Source organism: Flammeovirga sp. SubArs3 (assembly GCF_947387565.1).
Lineage (GTDB): Bacteria > Bacteroidota > Bacteroidia > Cytophagales > Flammeovirgaceae > Flammeovirga > Flammeovirga agarivorans.
Genome location: NZ_CANDOA010000002.1, coordinates 641,368 through 658,622, shown reverse-complemented (window position 1 = coordinate 658,622; position 17,255 = coordinate 641,368). Strand labels below are relative to the sequence as shown.

13 protein-coding genes are annotated in these 17,255 nt (G+C 34.1%); 8 read left to right on the top strand and 5 right to left on the bottom strand.

Annotation, left to right across the window (positions count from 1 at the left end):
* Window positions 1–57 precede the first annotated feature (57 nt).
* Complete coding sequence (locus QL232_RS07230) at window positions 58–2,454, top strand: patatin-like phospholipase family protein (RefSeq protein WP_281613612.1); 2,397 nt, start codon at window positions 58–60, stop codon at window positions 2,452–2,454.
* Between the two features lie 65 nt (window positions 2,455–2,519).
* Here the strand turns inward: QL232_RS07230 and rodA are convergent, their stop codons facing one another.
* Together rodA and accD are read right to left on the bottom strand one after the other, a co-directional pair.
* Window positions 2,520–3,797, bottom strand: a complete 1,278-nt coding sequence (rodA, locus tag QL232_RS07225) for a rod shape-determining protein RodA (RefSeq protein ID WP_281613611.1) — start codon at window positions 3,795–3,797, stop codon at window positions 2,520–2,522.
* Between the two features lie 157 nt (window positions 3,798–3,954).
* The gene (accD, locus tag QL232_RS07220) at window positions 3,955–4,797 is read right to left on the bottom strand and encodes an acetyl-CoA carboxylase, carboxyltransferase subunit beta (protein ID WP_168880791.1); all 843 of its coding nucleotides are present in this window, start codon (window positions 4,795–4,797) and stop codon (window positions 3,955–3,957) included.
* A 395-nt stretch (window positions 4,798–5,192) separates the two neighbouring features.
* Here accD and fbaA point away from each other — a divergent pair, with 395 nt between their 5' ends.
* From fbaA to QL232_RS07200, 4 genes are all read left to right on the top strand, one after another.
* Window positions 5,193–6,278, top strand: coding sequence for a class II fructose-bisphosphate aldolase (gene fbaA, locus QL232_RS07215; RefSeq protein WP_168880790.1), 1,086 nt, complete (start codon window positions 5,193–5,195; stop codon window positions 6,276–6,278).
* 160 nt (window positions 6,279–6,438) lie between these two features.
* Window positions 6,439–7,527 carry an AraC family transcriptional regulator gene (locus QL232_RS07210; RefSeq protein ID WP_281613610.1) on the top strand — a complete coding sequence of 363 codons (1,089 nt, stop codon included), beginning with the start codon at window positions 6,439–6,441 and terminating at the stop codon, window positions 7,525–7,527.
* A gap of 178 nt (window positions 7,528–7,705) precedes the next feature.
* Window positions 7,706–10,558, top strand: coding sequence for a TonB-dependent receptor (locus QL232_RS07205; RefSeq protein ID WP_281613609.1), 2,853 nt, complete (start codon window positions 7,706–7,708; stop codon window positions 10,556–10,558).
* An 85-nt stretch (window positions 10,559–10,643) separates the two neighbouring features.
* Window positions 10,644–11,675 carry a tyrosine-protein phosphatase gene (locus QL232_RS07200; RefSeq protein ID WP_281613608.1) on the top strand — a complete coding sequence of 344 codons (1,032 nt, stop codon included), beginning with the start codon at window positions 10,644–10,646 and terminating at the stop codon, window positions 11,673–11,675.
* A gap of 66 nt (window positions 11,676–11,741) precedes the next feature.
* Here QL232_RS07200 and QL232_RS07195 read toward each other — a convergent pair whose 3' ends face one another.
* Both QL232_RS07195 and aroC read right to left on the bottom strand, forming a co-directional pair.
* Window positions 11,742–12,311 carry a cytochrome b/b6 domain-containing protein gene (locus QL232_RS07195; protein ID WP_281613607.1) on the bottom strand — a complete coding sequence of 190 codons (570 nt, stop codon included), beginning with the start codon at window positions 12,309–12,311 and terminating at the stop codon, window positions 11,742–11,744.
* A 103-nt stretch (window positions 12,312–12,414) separates the two neighbouring features.
* Window positions 12,415–13,506: a chorismate synthase gene (aroC, locus tag QL232_RS07190; RefSeq protein WP_281613606.1), complete on the bottom strand. Its 1,092-nt coding sequence runs from the start codon at window positions 13,504–13,506 to the stop codon at window positions 12,415–12,417.
* Window positions 13,507–13,672: 166 nt separating this feature from the next.
* On the opposite strand from aroC, the gene QL232_RS07185 reads away from it, so the two are divergent.
* A complete protein-coding gene (locus QL232_RS07185; RefSeq protein WP_168880784.1) occupies window positions 13,673–14,029 on the top strand; it encodes an STAS domain-containing protein in 357 nt (118 codons plus the stop codon).
* 51 nt (window positions 14,030–14,080) lie between these two features.
* Window positions 14,081–15,346: an adenylosuccinate synthase gene (locus QL232_RS07180; protein ID WP_168880783.1), complete on the top strand. Its 1,266-nt coding sequence runs from the start codon at window positions 14,081–14,083 to the stop codon at window positions 15,344–15,346.
* Between the two features lie 64 nt (window positions 15,347–15,410).
* On the opposite strand, the gene QL232_RS07175 is transcribed toward QL232_RS07180, so the two are convergent.
* Window positions 15,411–16,871 (bottom strand): SpoIIE family protein phosphatase, encoded by a 1,461-nt coding sequence (locus tag QL232_RS07175; protein ID WP_281613605.1) that lies wholly within the window; start codon window positions 16,869–16,871, stop codon window positions 15,411–15,413.
* A gap of 145 nt (window positions 16,872–17,016) precedes the next feature.
* Here QL232_RS07175 and QL232_RS07170 point away from each other — a divergent pair, with 145 nt between their 5' ends.
* Window positions 17,017–17,226 (top strand): hypothetical protein, encoded by a 210-nt coding sequence (locus QL232_RS07170; RefSeq protein ID WP_168880776.1) that lies wholly within the window; start codon window positions 17,017–17,019, stop codon window positions 17,224–17,226.
* Window positions 17,227–17,255: the final 29 nt, after the last annotated feature.

Below are 17,255 nucleotides of genomic sequence, written 5' to 3'. Positions count from 1 at the left end.
AAAGTATTTTTTCTGAATCCTTGTTGGTAATTTCAAATCAACAAGGATTTTTTTATTATGCGTACTTTACAAATACTATTCATATTAATTTTTAGTTTTCAATCTCTTTTCTGTTGGGCACAAAATATTACCGATAACCATTCAGAGTTTAAACAAGAAGTTAAAAACCGAAAAACTGTTGGACTTGTACTAAGCGGTGGTGGTGCAAAAGGTATTGCTCATATCACTGTCATAAAAGTATTGGAAGAATATGGAATCCCTATCGACTATATTACAGGTACATCGATGGGAGCTATTGTTGGCGGATTTTATGCTGCAGGTTACACTACCGATGAAATGATTACGATATTGAGTGATCCTGAATTTCAAGATTGGGTCAACGGTAAAGTCAATACTGAAGATCAATATTATTTTGGACGACAATCCAGAGGTGCCGAATGGATCAATTTTAATATAGAACTAGACTCCATTTATGGTTTCTCATGGAATCCGACTATAGTACCGGATGGATTATTAAACTATAATCTATCTGCAAGACTCTATAAAAAATCCAAAGAAATAAATTACGACTTTGACAACTTAGATATTCCTTTTAGAGCTGTAGCTGCAGATGTATTTGAAAGAAAAGCTATTGTAATTGATCATGGGCCATTAGAAAAAGCAGTCAGAGCTTCGATGGCTGTCCCTCTTGTTTTTAGGCCTGTTAAAATCGATGGAAAATATTTATATGACGGTGGTATATATAATAATATCCCTGTTGATGTCATGAAAGAGGAGTTTAACCCTGATATGGTTATTGCCGTCAACCTAGGGGCACATGATATGCTTGCGAAATACCCTGAAAATGATGAAGAATTAATTAAGGGAAATATCCTCAAGTACATCGTTATGAACAATGTATATCCTAAAGAATTGGATCCTGATAGAGATATATTTCTTGGAGTACCTGTCGATGATTATTCAGCTGCTGATTTTACTCCTGTTGATTCACTTCTAGCGATTGGTGATCGTTATGCTAGAACAATGATAGATTCTGTCGTTGATCTCTATGGACATAATCAACCAAAAGTAAAACCTAAAGAAAGTAACTTCGATGCTCTTTTTGATCCTGATGAAGAAATTATCACAAGAGTAGAGTTAGGAGATAATCTAACTTTTGGACAAAGAGTTTTTGTAAGAAACATTGTAAAGCCTAAAAGACGTAAACAATCGTCTATCAATGAACTTTATGATGGATATAGCATGTTACTTTCCAATAATTACTTTTCTAATGTTGATGCTGAGTTTCTATATGACAGTATTGATAATACACCAAGTTTATTGATCGATGTAACCCCTAATAAAAAGTTTAAACTAGGTGTTGGTGGTAATATTGCATCAAGGAGTATTGGACAATTTTACCTCAACGGGCAATTTAACGTATTTACTAAGTCATTAAATACCGTAAGAGTATCAGCAATGGCAGGTACTTTTTACAGCTCAATAAAAGCAGAAGTAGAATCTCTTTATGCAAGAGAACTTCCCTTTTCACTAGGTGCTGAATATGTGCTTAACAGGTGGAATTATGGAAATGCCAAAGAACTTATTTTTCAACCTCAAGAAAACCTATCTATTTATAGGGCTGACAATTACGCGGGCGGAAAAATATCATTTCCCACAAGTAGAAAGACAAAACTAATTGGCTTTGGTGGCTATTTCTGGAACAAAGACAGCTATGATCAAATTGTATTAATTGATCTCGATTCAAATAATAGTCAAGTCGGTATTGACCTAGTTGGTTCACAAAAACTAGAAGGTTGGACAACCGGTGTAGCTTGGGAAGCCAATTCATTGAATAGAAAAACTTTTGCAACTACGGGTAGACATTTTAAAGTTTCTGGAAAATATATTTGGGGAGATAGTGATTTTAATATCTATATAGATGAACCTTACCAAGGAAAAACATCTCAAGATTGGTATACTATTCAAGCTCAGTATGAACAATACTTCCCAATGAAATGGTTTACTTTAGGTGTTCGTGGGCATGCACTTTGGTCAAATTATGAAGCTTCAATTACTACTACGACTTCCCTTGCCAATGCTCCTGCATACTATCCGTTACTAGATTCTAGGTCCTTATTTACACATGGGTTTAGAGGTCCAAGGTTTTTTGCAGGTGGTCTCAAATTAATTAAGAGCTTTTTCACACCAAATCTGAACTTGTTTTTAGAGGGGCATTTCTTTACTACAGATGTAAAGTACGCCAATAGCAGCACTATTTTCCCGAATACAACAAAAAATAGTTTCTTTGAACCAAGTACTATGGATTATGCATTAGCTGGCTCTATCGTTTATACCAGTCCAATCGGTCCTATAAGTTTTTCGGTGAATCATTATAATGAAGAAGATTACAATCTAATGTTCTTATTCAATATTGGTATTCTTTTATATCATGAGAAGGCTTTAGAAAAATAACCTAACTCCAAAAAAAGAGGCTGTATTCTACAATAAGAATACAGCCTCTTTTTTATATTTAACTACTAGTTTCTTGCTAGCATTTGTGTTCTATGACTATCCAATTTGATAAATGTAAATAGCATCATTGTAAATGCCCAAAGTGATGAACCACCATAACTAAAGAACGGTAACGGGATACCAATTACAGGAAAAATTCCTATTGTCATTCCCATATTAATCATAAAGTGTATGAAGAATACACAGGAGACACAATACCCATATACTCTGGCAAATCTAGATTTTTGCCGTTCTGCCAACATAATTAAGCGAATAATTAACGCGGCAAAAAGTCCAATAGTTACCAAACTACCTATCCATCCATGTTCTTCTCCAATCGTACAGAAAATAAAGTCAGTGGATTGCTCTGGAACGAAGTTGAATTTTGTTTGAGTCCCTTCTAGAAATCCTTTCCCAGCAACACCACCAGAACCAATGGCAATCTTCGATTGAGTAACTTGATACCCTACTCCCAAAGGATCAATATTAGGATTCACCAAAACTTCAATTCTTTTTCTTTGGTGAGGTCGCATGATGTCGTAAAGGATATAATCGATACCTTCTGTAAATAGGAAAGATAAAGTTCCTATCCCGACGACAATAAATATCATGGATTTAGGTCGCTTATTGTAAACAATATAGATGACTGCAATAATTACCATTCCCCCTAATATTCCACCTGCCACCAAAGTGGTAGACACTAAGGCTGTGACAAATAAAAACACCATCCAAAGTCCTAAAACCATAATCCATGCAGGCATCCCTTCTCTGTACAACATGAAGAAAAATGCTGCAAATACCATGGCTGATCCTGTATCTTTCTGTAACATAACTAGTGAAAATGGAATAAGGATAATAACAAAAGCCATTATCAAATAACGCCATTTATCTAAACGAACAGTTGGATCATCAATGTATTTTGCTAAAGCTAATGCCAGTGCATACTTCGCAAATTCTGATGGCTGGATACGAATAAAGCCTATTTTAAACCAAGATGTATTACCCCCGGCAGAGTGACCAATTACTAAAACACCTAATAATGCTAATAATGTGACTATAAATATAGGATAGGCTAAAGTGCTAAAAAGCTTAAAGTCAACCATCATAATCACGAAAGCTATCAGAGAGGCACCTCCTATCCACATTAATTGTTTTCCAGAGTTTAGACTCAATGAAAAAATACTTGTAGGGGCATCTGGTTGATAAACAGCTGCATAAATATTCAACCATCCAACAATAACCATGATGATGTAAAGAAATACTGTTAACCAGTCTATATTTCTTCTTCCGGTAACCTGACGCATTTTATTTTCTTAGGGGATATATGATAATTGAGCAAATCTGCTCGTACTACTATCTTAAAATTGATAAGATAGTCATGAACAAAAAGGTTTTTACAAAAAAAAGTCCTTAGAATGTATTATGCAATTCTAAGGACTTCAATATAAATAGTTTTAACGATTAATTTTGAAGCATCTTCAAGATAGTCGTTAATTTTCTCTTCAGTTCTCTTCTGTTGACAATCATATCAACAAAACCATGCTCTTGTAAGAACTCTGCAGATTGGAATCCTTTTGGTAAATCTTTACCAATAGTTTCTCTAATTACACGAGGACCTGCAAAACCAATTAAAGCACCAGGTTCAGCAATATTAATATCACCCAACATCGCATAAGAAGCTGTTACACCACCAGTTGTAGGGTCTGTTAATAAAGAGATATATGGTAAACCTGCTTCTTCTAATAAAGCTAATTTAGCAGATGTTTTTGCCATTTGCATTAATGAGAAACCTGCTTCCATCATACGAGCACCACCAGATTTTGAAATCATCATGAATGGTAACTTGTTTTCTAATGCGTAGTCAATTCCTCTTGCGATTTTTTCACCTACTACAGAACCCATAGAACCGCCAATAAAGCTAAAGTCCATACAACTTACTACTAAGTCGACATCATTTACCTTACCATATACTGTTCTACAAGCATCTTTTAAATCAGATTTCTTCTGAGAAGCAGCAATTCTATCTTCGTACGACTTGCTATCTTTAAATGATAATGGGTTACCAGAAGTCATATTTTCATCTAACTCTGTAAACTTGTTATCATCAAAAATAATCTCAAAATATTCTTTTGAACCAATACGTACATGGAATTCATCATCAGGACAAACGTAAGCGTTCTCACGTAACTCCTGCATATGTATGATCTTGCCTTGGTTTGTTTTATACCAAAGACCGTCTGGTGAATCTTTCTTTTCTGAAGTTGGGGTTTGGATCCCCTGTTCCTTTCTTTTAAACCAAGCCATAGGAAAAACTAAACTTGTATCGAAATTATACATTAATACACATAAAACTTATGCGTAATTGGATCGTAAAGATATTCATTAAGAATTCAGATAAAAAGTTTAAAGGTATGTTTGCATAATAATTTATTGAGATTTTACGGAATTTTATCAAAAAAACTGTGTTCAAGGTATTGTTTTTCAAGAGAGAATGTAAAAGCTAAATAATTATAAATATTTAATAACCTTATTGAAATGGTGAAAAATTAAATTAAAAATTGACAAAAGTACACCTATTAACATTACTAAAGTCACCAAAATTGCACTACCATGATAGAATATGAAGTTGTATATTTGTGACGCTAATGATCGCACGAGATGTACGTGTGACACTATCACAAATTATTCAAATTATAATTATGTCTTTCAACATTAATGATATCAAGCCAGGTGTAATCACTGGTGAGGACGTAGAAAAAGTTTATCAATACGCACTTGAAAAAGGTTTTGCTCTTCCAGCTGTAAACTGTGTAGGTACTAACTCAGTTAATGCTGTTATGGAAACTGCTGCAAAACTTAAAGCGCCAGTAATTATTCAATTCTCAAACGGCGGTGCTTCTTTCTACGCTGGTAAAGGCATTAAAGGTGAAGGTCAAGCTGCAGCAATTGCAGGTGCTATCGCTGGTGCTAAGCACGTTCACGAATTGGCTGAACAATATGGTGCTCGTGTTATCTTAAACACTGACCACTGTGCAAAAAAATTATTACCATGGGTTGACGGTTTATTAGATGCTTCTGAGAAGTTCTTCGCTGAAACTGGTAAGCCATTATTCTCTTCTCACATGATTGACCTTTCAGAGGAGCCAATCGAGGAGAACATGGAAATCTCTAAAAAATACTTCGAGCGTATGGCTAAAATGGGTCAAACTCTTGAAATCGAATTAGGTATCACTGGTGGTGAGGAAGATGGTGTTGACAACTCTGACGTTGATCCTTCTCGTCTTTACACTCAACCTTCAGAAGTTGATTACGCATATGAGCAATTAGGTGCTATCGACCATAAATTCTTAGTAGCTGCAGCTTTCGGTAACGTTCACGGTGTATATAAGCCAGGTAACGTGAAGTTAACTCCATCTATCTTAGATGATTCTCAAAAATATATCGTTGAGAAGCATGGTACTGAATCTAAGAAGCCAGTTAAATTCGTATTCCACGGTGGTTCTGGTTCTTCTTTAGAAGAAATTCGTGAAGGTATCTCTTACGGTGTAATCAAAATGAACATCGATACTGATACTCAGTGGGCTACTTGGGATGGTATCCGCGGTTACGAAGCTAAATACCATGACTACTTACAAGGTCAAATCGGTAACCCAGAAGGTGCTGATGAGCCAAACAAGAAATACTATGACCCACGTAAGTGGTTAAGAGTTTCTGAAGAGTCAATGATTTCTCGTTTAGAGCAAGCATTTGCTGACTTGAATGACGTAAACATCTTCGAAGACTAAGTCTTTAAGATTTTAAATATTAAGAATCCCCTTCTTGTAATGAGAAGGGGATTTTTTTTACTTCATTTTTTTGTAATCCAACAAAGTTGACCGATAGATAATGTTAATGCAAAACTGAATTTACATTCCATAGGTAGATTGCAAGTCTAAATAAAAAAACATGCAGACTTTATTAGCTATTGGTCTATTCCAGACACTATTATCAATTTTTCTAATTTTCGATTTAGGAAGCTTTAAAATCAACAAATCACCTATGATGCTTATGTTAATCCTTTTAGCTATCCACTTTTCCATAAAAAGTTACATCCTCTTAATTCTAAAGGATGAATATATGTTTCAGTACTACGCGACATGTTTCACTTTTGCATATGGGCCTTTGATTCTCGATTTTCTTAAAATGTTGTATAACAAAAAAAGACTTTCGAAACTTCATTTCATTCCTCTTTTTATTGGTTTTACTATTTACTTATATATAGGTGTGATGTCTATTATATACAAAGAGATCATCTATCTGGATTATTATTTCCAATATATTTCATGGGTGATGGTTCCAAGTATTTTAGGGTATTTTGGGTATATTTTTTTATGGTTAGTTCAATTAAAAAAATACCCAAATGCATTTGTCAAATGGATGATTCCTCTTTCTGCTATTTTAATCTTGATTATAACAACTGCCTTTTTTAAAATAATACCTATCCCCTACTTAAGAACTTTTACATACATCACTTTCCTATTAATTGCAATTCAATATCTACGTTATGAGTTATCGTTAAAAGAATCTGTAAGTCTCTGGAAAAAAAATCAAAAGATAGAATCGTCTCCTGAAGTAATAATTAAAGAAGAGCACACCATTGAAGGTTCTAAAAAATACGAAAGATCTAGCTTATCAAAAGATCAAGCAGAAGCTATTGTCAAAAGAATCACGCAGTTTGTGGAACGAAATAGATTATACCTAAATCATGAACTATCATTATCTGATTTAGCCGAACAAAGTAAAACCCCAAAACATCATCTTTCAGAGGCTTTAAATATTCATCTAGAAAAAAACTTTTATCAATTCATTAATGAATATAGAATACAAGAAGCCATTCGATTAATTGAAGAAGACCCGAGTCGAAAATTATTACACTTAGCCTTCGAATGTGGATTTAATACCAAAGCTACTTTTAATACCTATTTCAAAAAAACTACTGGGAATACACCTAGTCAATTTAAGTCTAATCATAAAGAAAACTCACTTAATGTATAAAAGTAAATTGGGGTAATTATTACTTAACAATTTAGCAACAATCATCTTAAAAGCTAAATATCAACAACTTACAAAATAAAAGACAATCGGTTTTTATATTTAATTGGAAGACAATCCATATTGTCGATTTTTTTTTCGTTGCTCAACAAATTTGGGCTTCACTTAAACGAAAAAACAAATGAAATCGAAAGATCTAGTTTACTATTTATCACTAATTGTGATGATTTTTGGACTAAACTCCTTACTCCATGCACAAGGGAAAGGTGCAATTTATGGTACTGTATTAGATGCTACAGGACCTCTCCCAGGAGTAAGTATAAAACTTGTTGGAACGAATACAGGAACAATTACTGATCAATCTGGAAAATTCTTTTTAGACAATATCCCCACTGGCGAACAAACTTTTGAATTCTCATTTATTGGCTATTCAAAAGTAACCAAATCAGCCTTGATTACAGAGGAAAGTAATATTGAATTGGGTACGATACATTTGGATGAAAATGCAACAGAACTAGAGAGTGTCATTATCACTTCTCAATACCTTCCTTCACAAGTAAGAGCTTTAGGTTTACAACAAAAAAACTTAACGATAGGAAATGTTATTGCTGCTGACCAAGTAGGAAAATTACCAGACAGAAATGCTGCTGAAGCTCTTCAAAGAGTACCTGGTGTTTCCATCACTAGATATAGAGGTGAAGGACAAATGGCCATTGTAAGAGGAACTCCAATGGAATGGAACTCGATGATGATCAATGGTAGCCGTCTTCCTGCTGGGTCTACGTATAGCGGTGGCACCAGGTCTACTGGATTAGATGTTTTCCCAAGTGAATTGATTGAATATGCTACTGTAACTAAAGCTCTAACACCTGATATGGAAGGTGATGCCATCGGTGGAAGTATCAATCTTCAAACAAGAAAAGTAGCTGATGACTTTGGATTAAATATCAATCTAGGAGCAGGATATAATGAAAAAGGAGATCAACCAGGGTATAACTTCGCGGGTATTTTTCAAAAGCGTTTCCTTGATGGAAAATTAGGAGTAATTGCATCTGCTTCATCTTGGAGTAGAGGTGTAACGCAGGATAATCAAATTATCAATTATAACTATATGGTTGAGGAAGCTCCTACTTATTCCATCAATAATATGGAATTAAGACAATATAGAGGTCAAAGAGTGACTACAGGTGGTTACTTAGCAACAGATTATAAAATCAATGAAAGAAACCATATTTATATAAATGGTACTTTTAATAGAATGTCAGAAGACTACCAAACTAGACAATATACATTCCATTTTGATGATAATGCTGCTGAAATGCTAACAAGGAGAAATGCAGCAAATACAGATCTTTTTGGTGGAGAAATTGAAGGGGAACACCATCTTGGCAAAGGTTGGAAATTAGACTGGAAAGGATCTTATTATGAAACAGGCTCATTGATGGGAACACCTTTAAATAATGAGTATATGGATTATGGTTTACCCTTCACTTATTTTAGACAAAATGGAGTAACCTATGGAGGACGTTCCAGTGATGGGTATAAATATTTAGCCATGGATTCCCCAAATGGTGTTGGAGACCCATCTTACCGTATTTTACCTCACAATGAAATACCATTAAATCCTGATCATATGAATTTAAATATGATATTATTGGTTGGTGTTGAAGGAAGAGAAGCAGATCAGAATTATCAATTCAATCTTGAGAATCAATTACATGATAAGTTCAAATTAAAATTTGGAGGTAAACACAGAAGAAAAGAACACCAAATGATCACAGGACAAGCTGTATATCTTTCTATGGCAGGTATTGGAATTCCAGATGCTACAGTATATCCTCTTTCATCTTTTAATACAGAGACTTTACCACAGAAAAATCAATTCTTAAAAGAAATAGGAGCACCATATGTTAAAAACCTCTTACCCCATATTACTATGAACGAATTGGATAAAACTGCCGCTTGGATTGGTTCGAAGGATGCTCAAGGCTCTTTTATTGATCTCACAGACACTGATAATTTATTATTAGCCAATACTTATGCTAAAGAGAATGTTTCAGCTGCATATATCATGGGTGAGTGGCAGTTAAACAACAAGTTACTTTTTGTAGGTGGTGTAAGGTATGAAAACACTTTTATACAAATGGATGGCTATGAAATGAATAATGATGGAAACTTAAAAGCTGTATCTCCATCAAATACTTACCATTCATTATTACCAATGGCTCATTTAAAATATGCTGCCAATGAACAAACCAATATTCGTTTTGCATATACAAGAACTTTTGCAAGACCTAATTTCTCTCAACTTAACCCTTCTACTTCAACGAATATGGGGGCTAATGGACTACCGACTGTAAGTGGGGGAAACATGAATTTAAACCCTACTTATGCACATAATATTGATTTAATGGGTGAATATTTCTTTCAAGATATTGGTTTAGTATCAGCAGGCGTATTTTTCAAACAGCTAAATGATGTCATTTATACAAATGCCTCTCAGAGAATGGTTGATGGTACTCTTACTACATTTTATCGCCCAGAAAACTCTAATAGTGGTTGGTTAGCCGGTCTAGAGCTAGTATTATCAAAACGTCTAACCTTCTTACCTGGATTCGCTTCTCGCTTCGGTATTGACATGAACTATACGTACACAGCGTCAGAAATTGAGATTCCTGTTTCAGAAGACGAATTAGTTTATGAATCATTAAAAAACCAACCCAAGCACTTATACAACGCCTCACTTTATTATGAGCACAATGGCTTAATGCTTCGTCTAGCAGCCAACTACAAAGGAGCGTTTATATCAGAATATCGTCTAGAAGCTGGTGCTAACCATTACCAATGGTATGACAAAATGTTTATGCTAGATGCTTCTGGTAGTTATGCTATTAATAATCGAATCCAAATGTATGCTGAAGTTAATAATCTTACTAATGCTCCATTAGTGTATTATCATGGCACACCTGATCGTCCCGAAGAAGTAGAGTACTATGGTATCAGAGGACAGATTGGTCTTCGATACAATCTATAAAGTATATCTAATATTAATTATTACACTTCTCCTTCTTTCATCAAAGAACAATTTAAAGAAGGAGACTTCAAACCTTATTATCCCAATGAAAAAGTTAGTTATTTTAATTTCAACATTAATAATGATGTCATGTAATGAGCATGTGCAAAAAGATACTCCTGAGCGTACTCTTTTTGAAGAAATTTATGTCCAAAGAACAGATGATGGAAACTATAAGTTTGAGAACTTTGGTGATAAAGAATGGGACATCTATCATAGAAATATTAAAGTTGGAAGATTAGTCGATCATTTTGATCTCGATTTTCATCCATCGCATAGAGGCATTTTTTTGGCTATTTCAGAACAAGATAGTGTTTGGGTTTCAGAAAGAAACCTTTCTATTAATGGTGCTCCAAATTTTAGAGATATCGGAGGAATATATACTAAAGATAATCACCAAGTGAAATGGGGTGCAATTTATAGAAGTGACGATTTTTCTGAAATAGACAAATATGGATGGGAAAAGCTATCTGAGTTAAATGTAAAAAGTAAAGTTGATTTCCGTTCATTACAAGAAAAAGAAGAGAACCCAGATAAGTTTGTTGAAAGATTGAACGGTAATGAGTTCAACTTGATCATAGACCCCGGAAATATGGATGAATTTAAAACTATGATTATGGATAAAAATACAACCCAACAAGATATCGATAATTTAGTTTTAGAAATGAATCGTCTTTTTGTAAAAAAATGGGCCCATCGATATAAAGAATACTTTAATATTCTCATAAATACAGAAGAGCCTATTGTTTTCCATTGTACTGCAGGAAAAGACCGTACTGGATTATGTTCAGCACTCACTCTCTATGCTTTAGGTGTTGATCTTGAAACTATCTATGACGAATATGAACTCTCGAACCATTATAGACATGGCAAAAACGAATCCTTAATTAAAAAGATTTCTTTCTTGGGTGTACAGCCAGAGATAATGAGACAATTATTAGGTGTTGATCGTACATGGCTTCAAGCAGGGTTTGATCAGATTATCAAAGATTATGGTAGTATCGACCAATACTTTGAAAATGTACTAGAGTTATCACAAGCAGACATCTCCGTCTTAAGAAGCAAATATCTTTACTAACAAAAAACTCCCTACTTATTTATTTATAATTAAGTAGGGAGTTTTTTGTTTAAACCTGAAAATCAACTAGTTTTTACCACTAATCATTTCAGATACTATATTTTTATTATCAGTTAACTCTGCAGCAATAACACCAACAAAGTGAATAACAATAAAGCTCAGTAGATAATACAATGAAAGTTTGTGGATATCCTCCATCAATTCATGATCACCAATATCATTGATAACAAACATTCCAGTTAAAAGACTACCTCCTACACAGATATAGAAAATAGTATATAACCACCATTGAAACTTCTCTTTTGCTGAAGCTGTTGATGATGTAATTGTAGTAAACTTAAATCCTCTTTCTTTTAAGTTTAAACCTAATCTACAAGCATATAATACTATTAAAAGATATCCAGCATTAATATGCCATTGCCACATTTGTCCTCTAATGACTTTAGCAATTTTAATCGATTGGTCTTTTGTGATACTTACATCAATTTTTGCCAGTTGATCTAATAAGATATCACTCATTAGATATTTGTTCATCCATTCTAACCTTAAAAAAATGGTTAGAGTAAGAAATAACATAGTGAAAGCTATCAACCAATGTAGAATTCGGTGTGGAGCTGAGAAAGTGCTGTTTGTCATAATTATTAAAAAGTTTGGATGAAGAAAAACAATTTGAAGCGAAAAAAAAAGCTTTAGAGAATCTAATCTCCAAAGCTTTTTTTAATTATCAGGACTCTGATAATTATTTCATAAACTGATCCAATCGATTTCCATTCGATCGAACCACCATATCTGCAATTGTCAATGCAGCCATTGCTTCAACTATAGGTACTGCTCTTGGAACCACACATGGATCATGACGACCTTTACCTGAAACTGTTGCTGAATTTCCTTCTTTATCTATTGAGTCTTGATCAACCATAATCGTTGCGACAGGTTTGAACGCTACTCTAAAGTAAATATCTTCTCCATTTGAAATACCACCTTGGATACCTCCAGATAAGTTTGTTTTTGTTCTCACTTTTCCTTCAGCATCAGTGTAGAATGTATCATTGTGAGTAGAACCCCTTAATTTAGTTCCTTCAAACCCACTACCGTATTCAAAACCTTTACAAGCATTGATACTAAGCATTGCTTTACCTAGTTCAGCATTTAACCTATCAAATACAGGCTCACCTAAACCAGCAGGAACTCCTGAAACAACACAAGAAACAATACCACCAATTGTATCGCGATCTTTACGAACACCATCGATAAGTTCGATCATTTCCTCTGCTTTTACAGGGTCTGGGCATCTTACAATATTGTTCTCAATTTCAGAAAAATCTAAAGTAGAATAATCATCAGAAACACGGATATCTCCTACTTCCGAAACATAAGCATTAAAATCTATACCCATGTTTTTTAAGAATGCTTTTGCTACTGCACCTGCCGCTACTCTTGCAGCTGTTTCTCTAGCTGAGCTTCTTCCTCCACCTCTATAATCTCTTACTCCATATTTTGTATGGTAAGTATAATCTGCATGAGATGGTCTAAAAACATCTTTAATATGAGAGTAATCCTTACTTCTTTGGTCTTGATTCCAAATCAATAAAGATATAGGTGTACCTGTTGTTACTCCTTCAAAAACTCCAGATAATACTTCTACACTATCTGCTTCTTTTCTTTGAGTAGTAATTTTCGATTGACCTGGCTTTCTTCTGTCCAATTCTTTTTGAACTTCTTCCAAGTCAAAAGCTACTCCTGCAGGACAACCATCTATTGTTACACCGATAGCACGACCGTGCGATTCTCCAAAAGTTGTGATTCGAAATGCTTTTCCAAACGTATTCATTACCTATATTGTTAGTTTCAACCCCAAAAATATGATCTTTTTTTCTTATAAATTCCAAAGAAACACACTTTCCGCCCCGAAGTTATAATAAAAATAGATTTGAGTACAGTTTCCTAACTATCTTCAAGTTATATTTGTGAGGTTTTTCACCAAAATCTTGAAAAATATGGAATACAGTTTCTTTATTTATGATGGAGTCGTAGGAGTTAAGTTAGTTGGAGACTTCTTAGGCCACCCCGAAGAAAAAAATTTAATCAGGGACGCTAAAAACTTTACAAAGTCTGGATTAAGAGATTTTGTTATAGATGCAGCTCAGGTAAATCATATGAATAGCGGTGGTTTAAGTATGCTGGTGAGATTATATACGGACGTATCTCAACATAAAGGGAGAATGCTACTTGTCGCTTCGCCTGAGCAACTTTCAAAACTACTTAAGATTACAAAATTAGATAAGGTATTCACTAAAGCAGAAAGAAGAGGTGAAGCTATTCAGAATTTAAGGCTTTCCAAGAAAAGCGCTTAATTATTATAACGAGAAATTAATATATAACAATAAATATATATCATTCTAAAGATGGATATTCTTTTAGGTATGCAGTGGGGAGATGAAGGAAAAGGCAAAGTTGTCGATGTCCTTGCTCCAAAATATGATGTCGTAGCACGTTTTCAAGGTGGACCAAACGCTGGACACACTTTGGAGTTCGATGGTAAAAAGTTCGTTTTACATCAAATTCCTTCAGGTGTTTTCCAAGAAGGTACATCAAACATCATCGGTAATGGTGTCGTACTTGATATTCGTATTTTCCGCGAAGAAATCGAAAAATTAGAAGAGTCTGGCTATTCTGTAAAAGATAAAATCCTTCTTTCTAAGAAAACTCACTTGATCATCCCTTCTCACCGTCTTTTAGACGCTGCTTATGAACAAAGCAAAGGAGATCAGAAAATTGGATCTACTTTAAAAGGTATTGGCCCAACATACCAAGATAAATCTGCTCGTGTAGGTTTAAGAACTGGTGATTTGTTTGCTGAAAACTTCAAAGAAAAATATGAAGCATTAAAGGCAAAGCATATTGAAATTCTGAATTTCTACAAATTTGACTTCTCTGAACAACTTCCTGCTATGGAAGAAGAATTCTTCAGTGCAGTTGAATACATCAAAACATTAAACTTTGTCAACTCTGAGTATTATGTAAATGATGCATTAAAAGAGGGCAAGAAAGTTTTAGCTGAAGGTGCACAAGGTTCTTTATTAGATGTTGACTTTGGTTCATACCCATTTGTTACATCTTCGAATACTTTTGCTGCTGGTGCTTCTACTGGTTTAGGTGTTGCTCCAAACGCTCAAAAGAACATCTACGGCATCTTCAAAGCATATTGTACTAGAGTAGGTTCTGGTCCTTTCCCAACAGAATTATTCGACAAAACTGGCGAAGAGCTTCAAAACTTAGGACATGAGTTTGGTGCTACTACTGGTCGTCGTCGTCGTTGTGGCTGGTTAGACTTACCAATCCTTAAATATGCAGTAATGCTTAACGGTGCTACTGAATTATTTATGATGAAAGCAGACGTTATGAATACGTTTGAAGAAATCAGCATCTGTACTGAATACCTTCTTAAAGATGGTACTAAAACTACAGAAGTTCCCTACGATTTAGAAGATATCAAAGAGCCTATCTATACTACACTTAAAGGATGGAACCAAGAGGTAGATGTAAAACTTCCTTTTGACCAACTTCCTAAAGAGTTATTAGACTATGTGAAATTTATTGAAGAGTACGTTGGTGTACCGATCACAATGGTTTCAATGGGTCCAGATCGTGAAGAAACAATTATGAAATAGTTTTAGTTTTTCTATTAAGAATATAAATAAAGCCCTTTCAACTAAAATTGAAAGGGCTTCTTGTTTATAATTGAATACCTATAACAAGAACATCATCTGTCTGCTTTTCATTTTCTTTCCACTGAAGAAAGTTATCAGCTAATTTTTCTTTTTGTTCTTGCATAGTATACCCTGCAAAACTTGCCAATTGTTGCTTATATTTTTTCTTTAAAAACTTAGTATTCTTAACTCCTCCAAACTGATCTTGATACCCATCTGATTGAAGATAAATACAATCTCCTTTTTGATAAGGGACTTTAATAGAATCAAATCTTTTATCCTTGATTAATTGACCTCCAATACTAAACTTACCTCCCTTATATTCAGTTAGTCCCGAGTCATTAACCAAATACAAATTTTGCTTTGCTCCGGCAAACTCCAATTCTTGTTTCCTATCATCAATCTTAATAATAGAAACATCCATACCATCCTCAACGGTGGTAGTATTCTTACTTGTCAGCTTTACCACATTCTGGTTTAGGTAAATCAACAAGTGTCTTGGGTCTGATATTTTTAATAGAGAAGCTGCCCCTGATAAAATATCATTGGCCATGATAGTTAGAAATGCACCCGGTACACCATGACCTGTACAATCAATACAAGCAATTGTTTTTACACCGTTTCCATAATCATGCATCCAATAAAAGTCTCCTCCTACTACATCTCTAGGTTCCCAAAATATAAAACCATCCTGAACTAATTCTTTAAAATATTCTTCAGATTCCAGTAAACTCTGTTGTATCCTACTCGCATAACGAATACTTGAATTCAATTTATTATTGACATTTTCTAAAAGATCTGTTTTCTCTGAAAGCATTTCTCTTTGAGCAATAATTTCCTCATTCTGTTGAGTCAATTCTTCGTGATTAGACAATAGTGTTTTATGTTGATCATTTAAAGCAACAGATGCTTTTTGTTTCCAATTTTCATAAGTGAAAACAACAATAAGGTAATACACAATTACCCCTGTGTACATCACTCCTGCGTAAAAGTCATATGACGAATCTGGCATTAGATTTTTTACAACAATATCATGATAGTCCAAAAGAAAAATAATTAAGACATCTAATACAGTAAATACCGCCCAAATGATTCCAGATAACCTATTCGCATACCAAAATGCACTAACAATCGCACATAGAAACCATGCAATAACTGGAGCTGTTATTCCTCCTGAGTATAACGCAATAACCGTTAGTCCTGATAAAATAAGAAAGGCAAAAAGGTTTCCTATGATATAATATGGTGCTTTTATTTTTAGTAGTAGAAACAGTAATACATGAACTACAATGAAGTAAGCACATACGTATACTCCTACATCAAATTTCATTACTAATTCGGATAGAATGAGATAGACAATACTTATTCCTAATGTTGTAAATAAGGTAATTAGTAAAAACCTAGATTGGTTTTGCTTTTCATTTTCTTTCAAAAAATCAGTAGACAAAGAAAAATCATCAGCATTCATTTTTTGTTGGTTTACCATAGAGCAGTTTGTAAGTAGTTTATTATTACGATAATTGGATAGTCGTTATACTTCTGTTGGTAATGCATCAATAACGAAACTTTTTCCTAAAAAAGTATGTTTAATATAGTACCCACTAACTTTTTTAGACTAAAATTTTACTATCATGAATATCAAGAACCTTAAGGATGAGTTAATCGATACCTTTAAGACTTTTAAAGATTCTGAAGTAATCTTTTCAAGCGAGGAAGGTAGATTAATTGTACCTCAAAATGAAGAAGAAGCCTTATCACTACAAAATGATGGATACAAGGCTTATTTCAAGGAAGACCTTAAACAAGAATTAGGAACAGACGGTTTAGGTCTATTTTATTAGAAATGTTTACCGCCCTACACGAAAGTATA

Excerpts from the sequence above, each read along its gene's own strand:
- QL232_RS07195 (WP_281613607.1), bottom strand. The coding sequence starts at position 12,311 with ATGACAAACAGCACTTTCTCAGCTCCACACCGAATTCTACATTGGTTG.
- QL232_RS07200 (WP_281613608.1), top strand. The coding sequence starts at position 10,644 with ATGAAAAAGTTAGTTATTTTAATTTCAACATTAATAATGATGTCATGT.
- QL232_RS07175 (WP_281613605.1), bottom strand. The coding sequence starts at position 16,871 with ATGGTAAACCAACAAAAAATGAATGCTGATGATTTTTCTTTGTCTACT.
- QL232_RS07170 (WP_168880776.1), top strand. The coding sequence starts at position 17,017 with ATGAATATCAAGAACCTTAAGGATGAGTTAATCGATACCTTTAAGACT.
- QL232_RS07180 (WP_168880783.1), top strand. The coding sequence starts at position 14,081 with ATGGATATTCTTTTAGGTATGCAGTGGGGAGATGAAGGAAAAGGCAAA.
- rodA (WP_281613611.1), bottom strand. The coding sequence starts at position 3,797 with ATGCGTCAGGTTACCGGAAGAAGAAATATAGACTGGTTAACAGTATTT.
- QL232_RS07210 (WP_281613610.1), top strand. The coding sequence starts at position 6,439 with ATGCAGACTTTATTAGCTATTGGTCTATTCCAGACACTATTATCAATT.
- aroC (WP_281613606.1), bottom strand. The coding sequence starts at position 13,506 with ATGAATACGTTTGGAAAAGCATTTCGAATCACAACTTTTGGAGAATCG.
- accD (WP_168880791.1), bottom strand. The coding sequence starts at position 4,797 with ATGGCTTGGTTTAAAAGAAAGGAACAGGGGATCCAAACCCCAACTTCA.
- QL232_RS07185 (WP_168880784.1), top strand. The coding sequence starts at position 13,673 with ATGGAATACAGTTTCTTTATTTATGATGGAGTCGTAGGAGTTAAGTTA.
- QL232_RS07205 (WP_281613609.1), top strand. The coding sequence starts at position 7,706 with ATGAAATCGAAAGATCTAGTTTACTATTTATCACTAATTGTGATGATT.
- fbaA (WP_168880790.1), top strand. The coding sequence starts at position 5,193 with ATGTCTTTCAACATTAATGATATCAAGCCAGGTGTAATCACTGGTGAG.
- QL232_RS07230 (WP_281613612.1), top strand. The coding sequence starts at position 58 with ATGCGTACTTTACAAATACTATTCATATTAATTTTTAGTTTTCAATCT.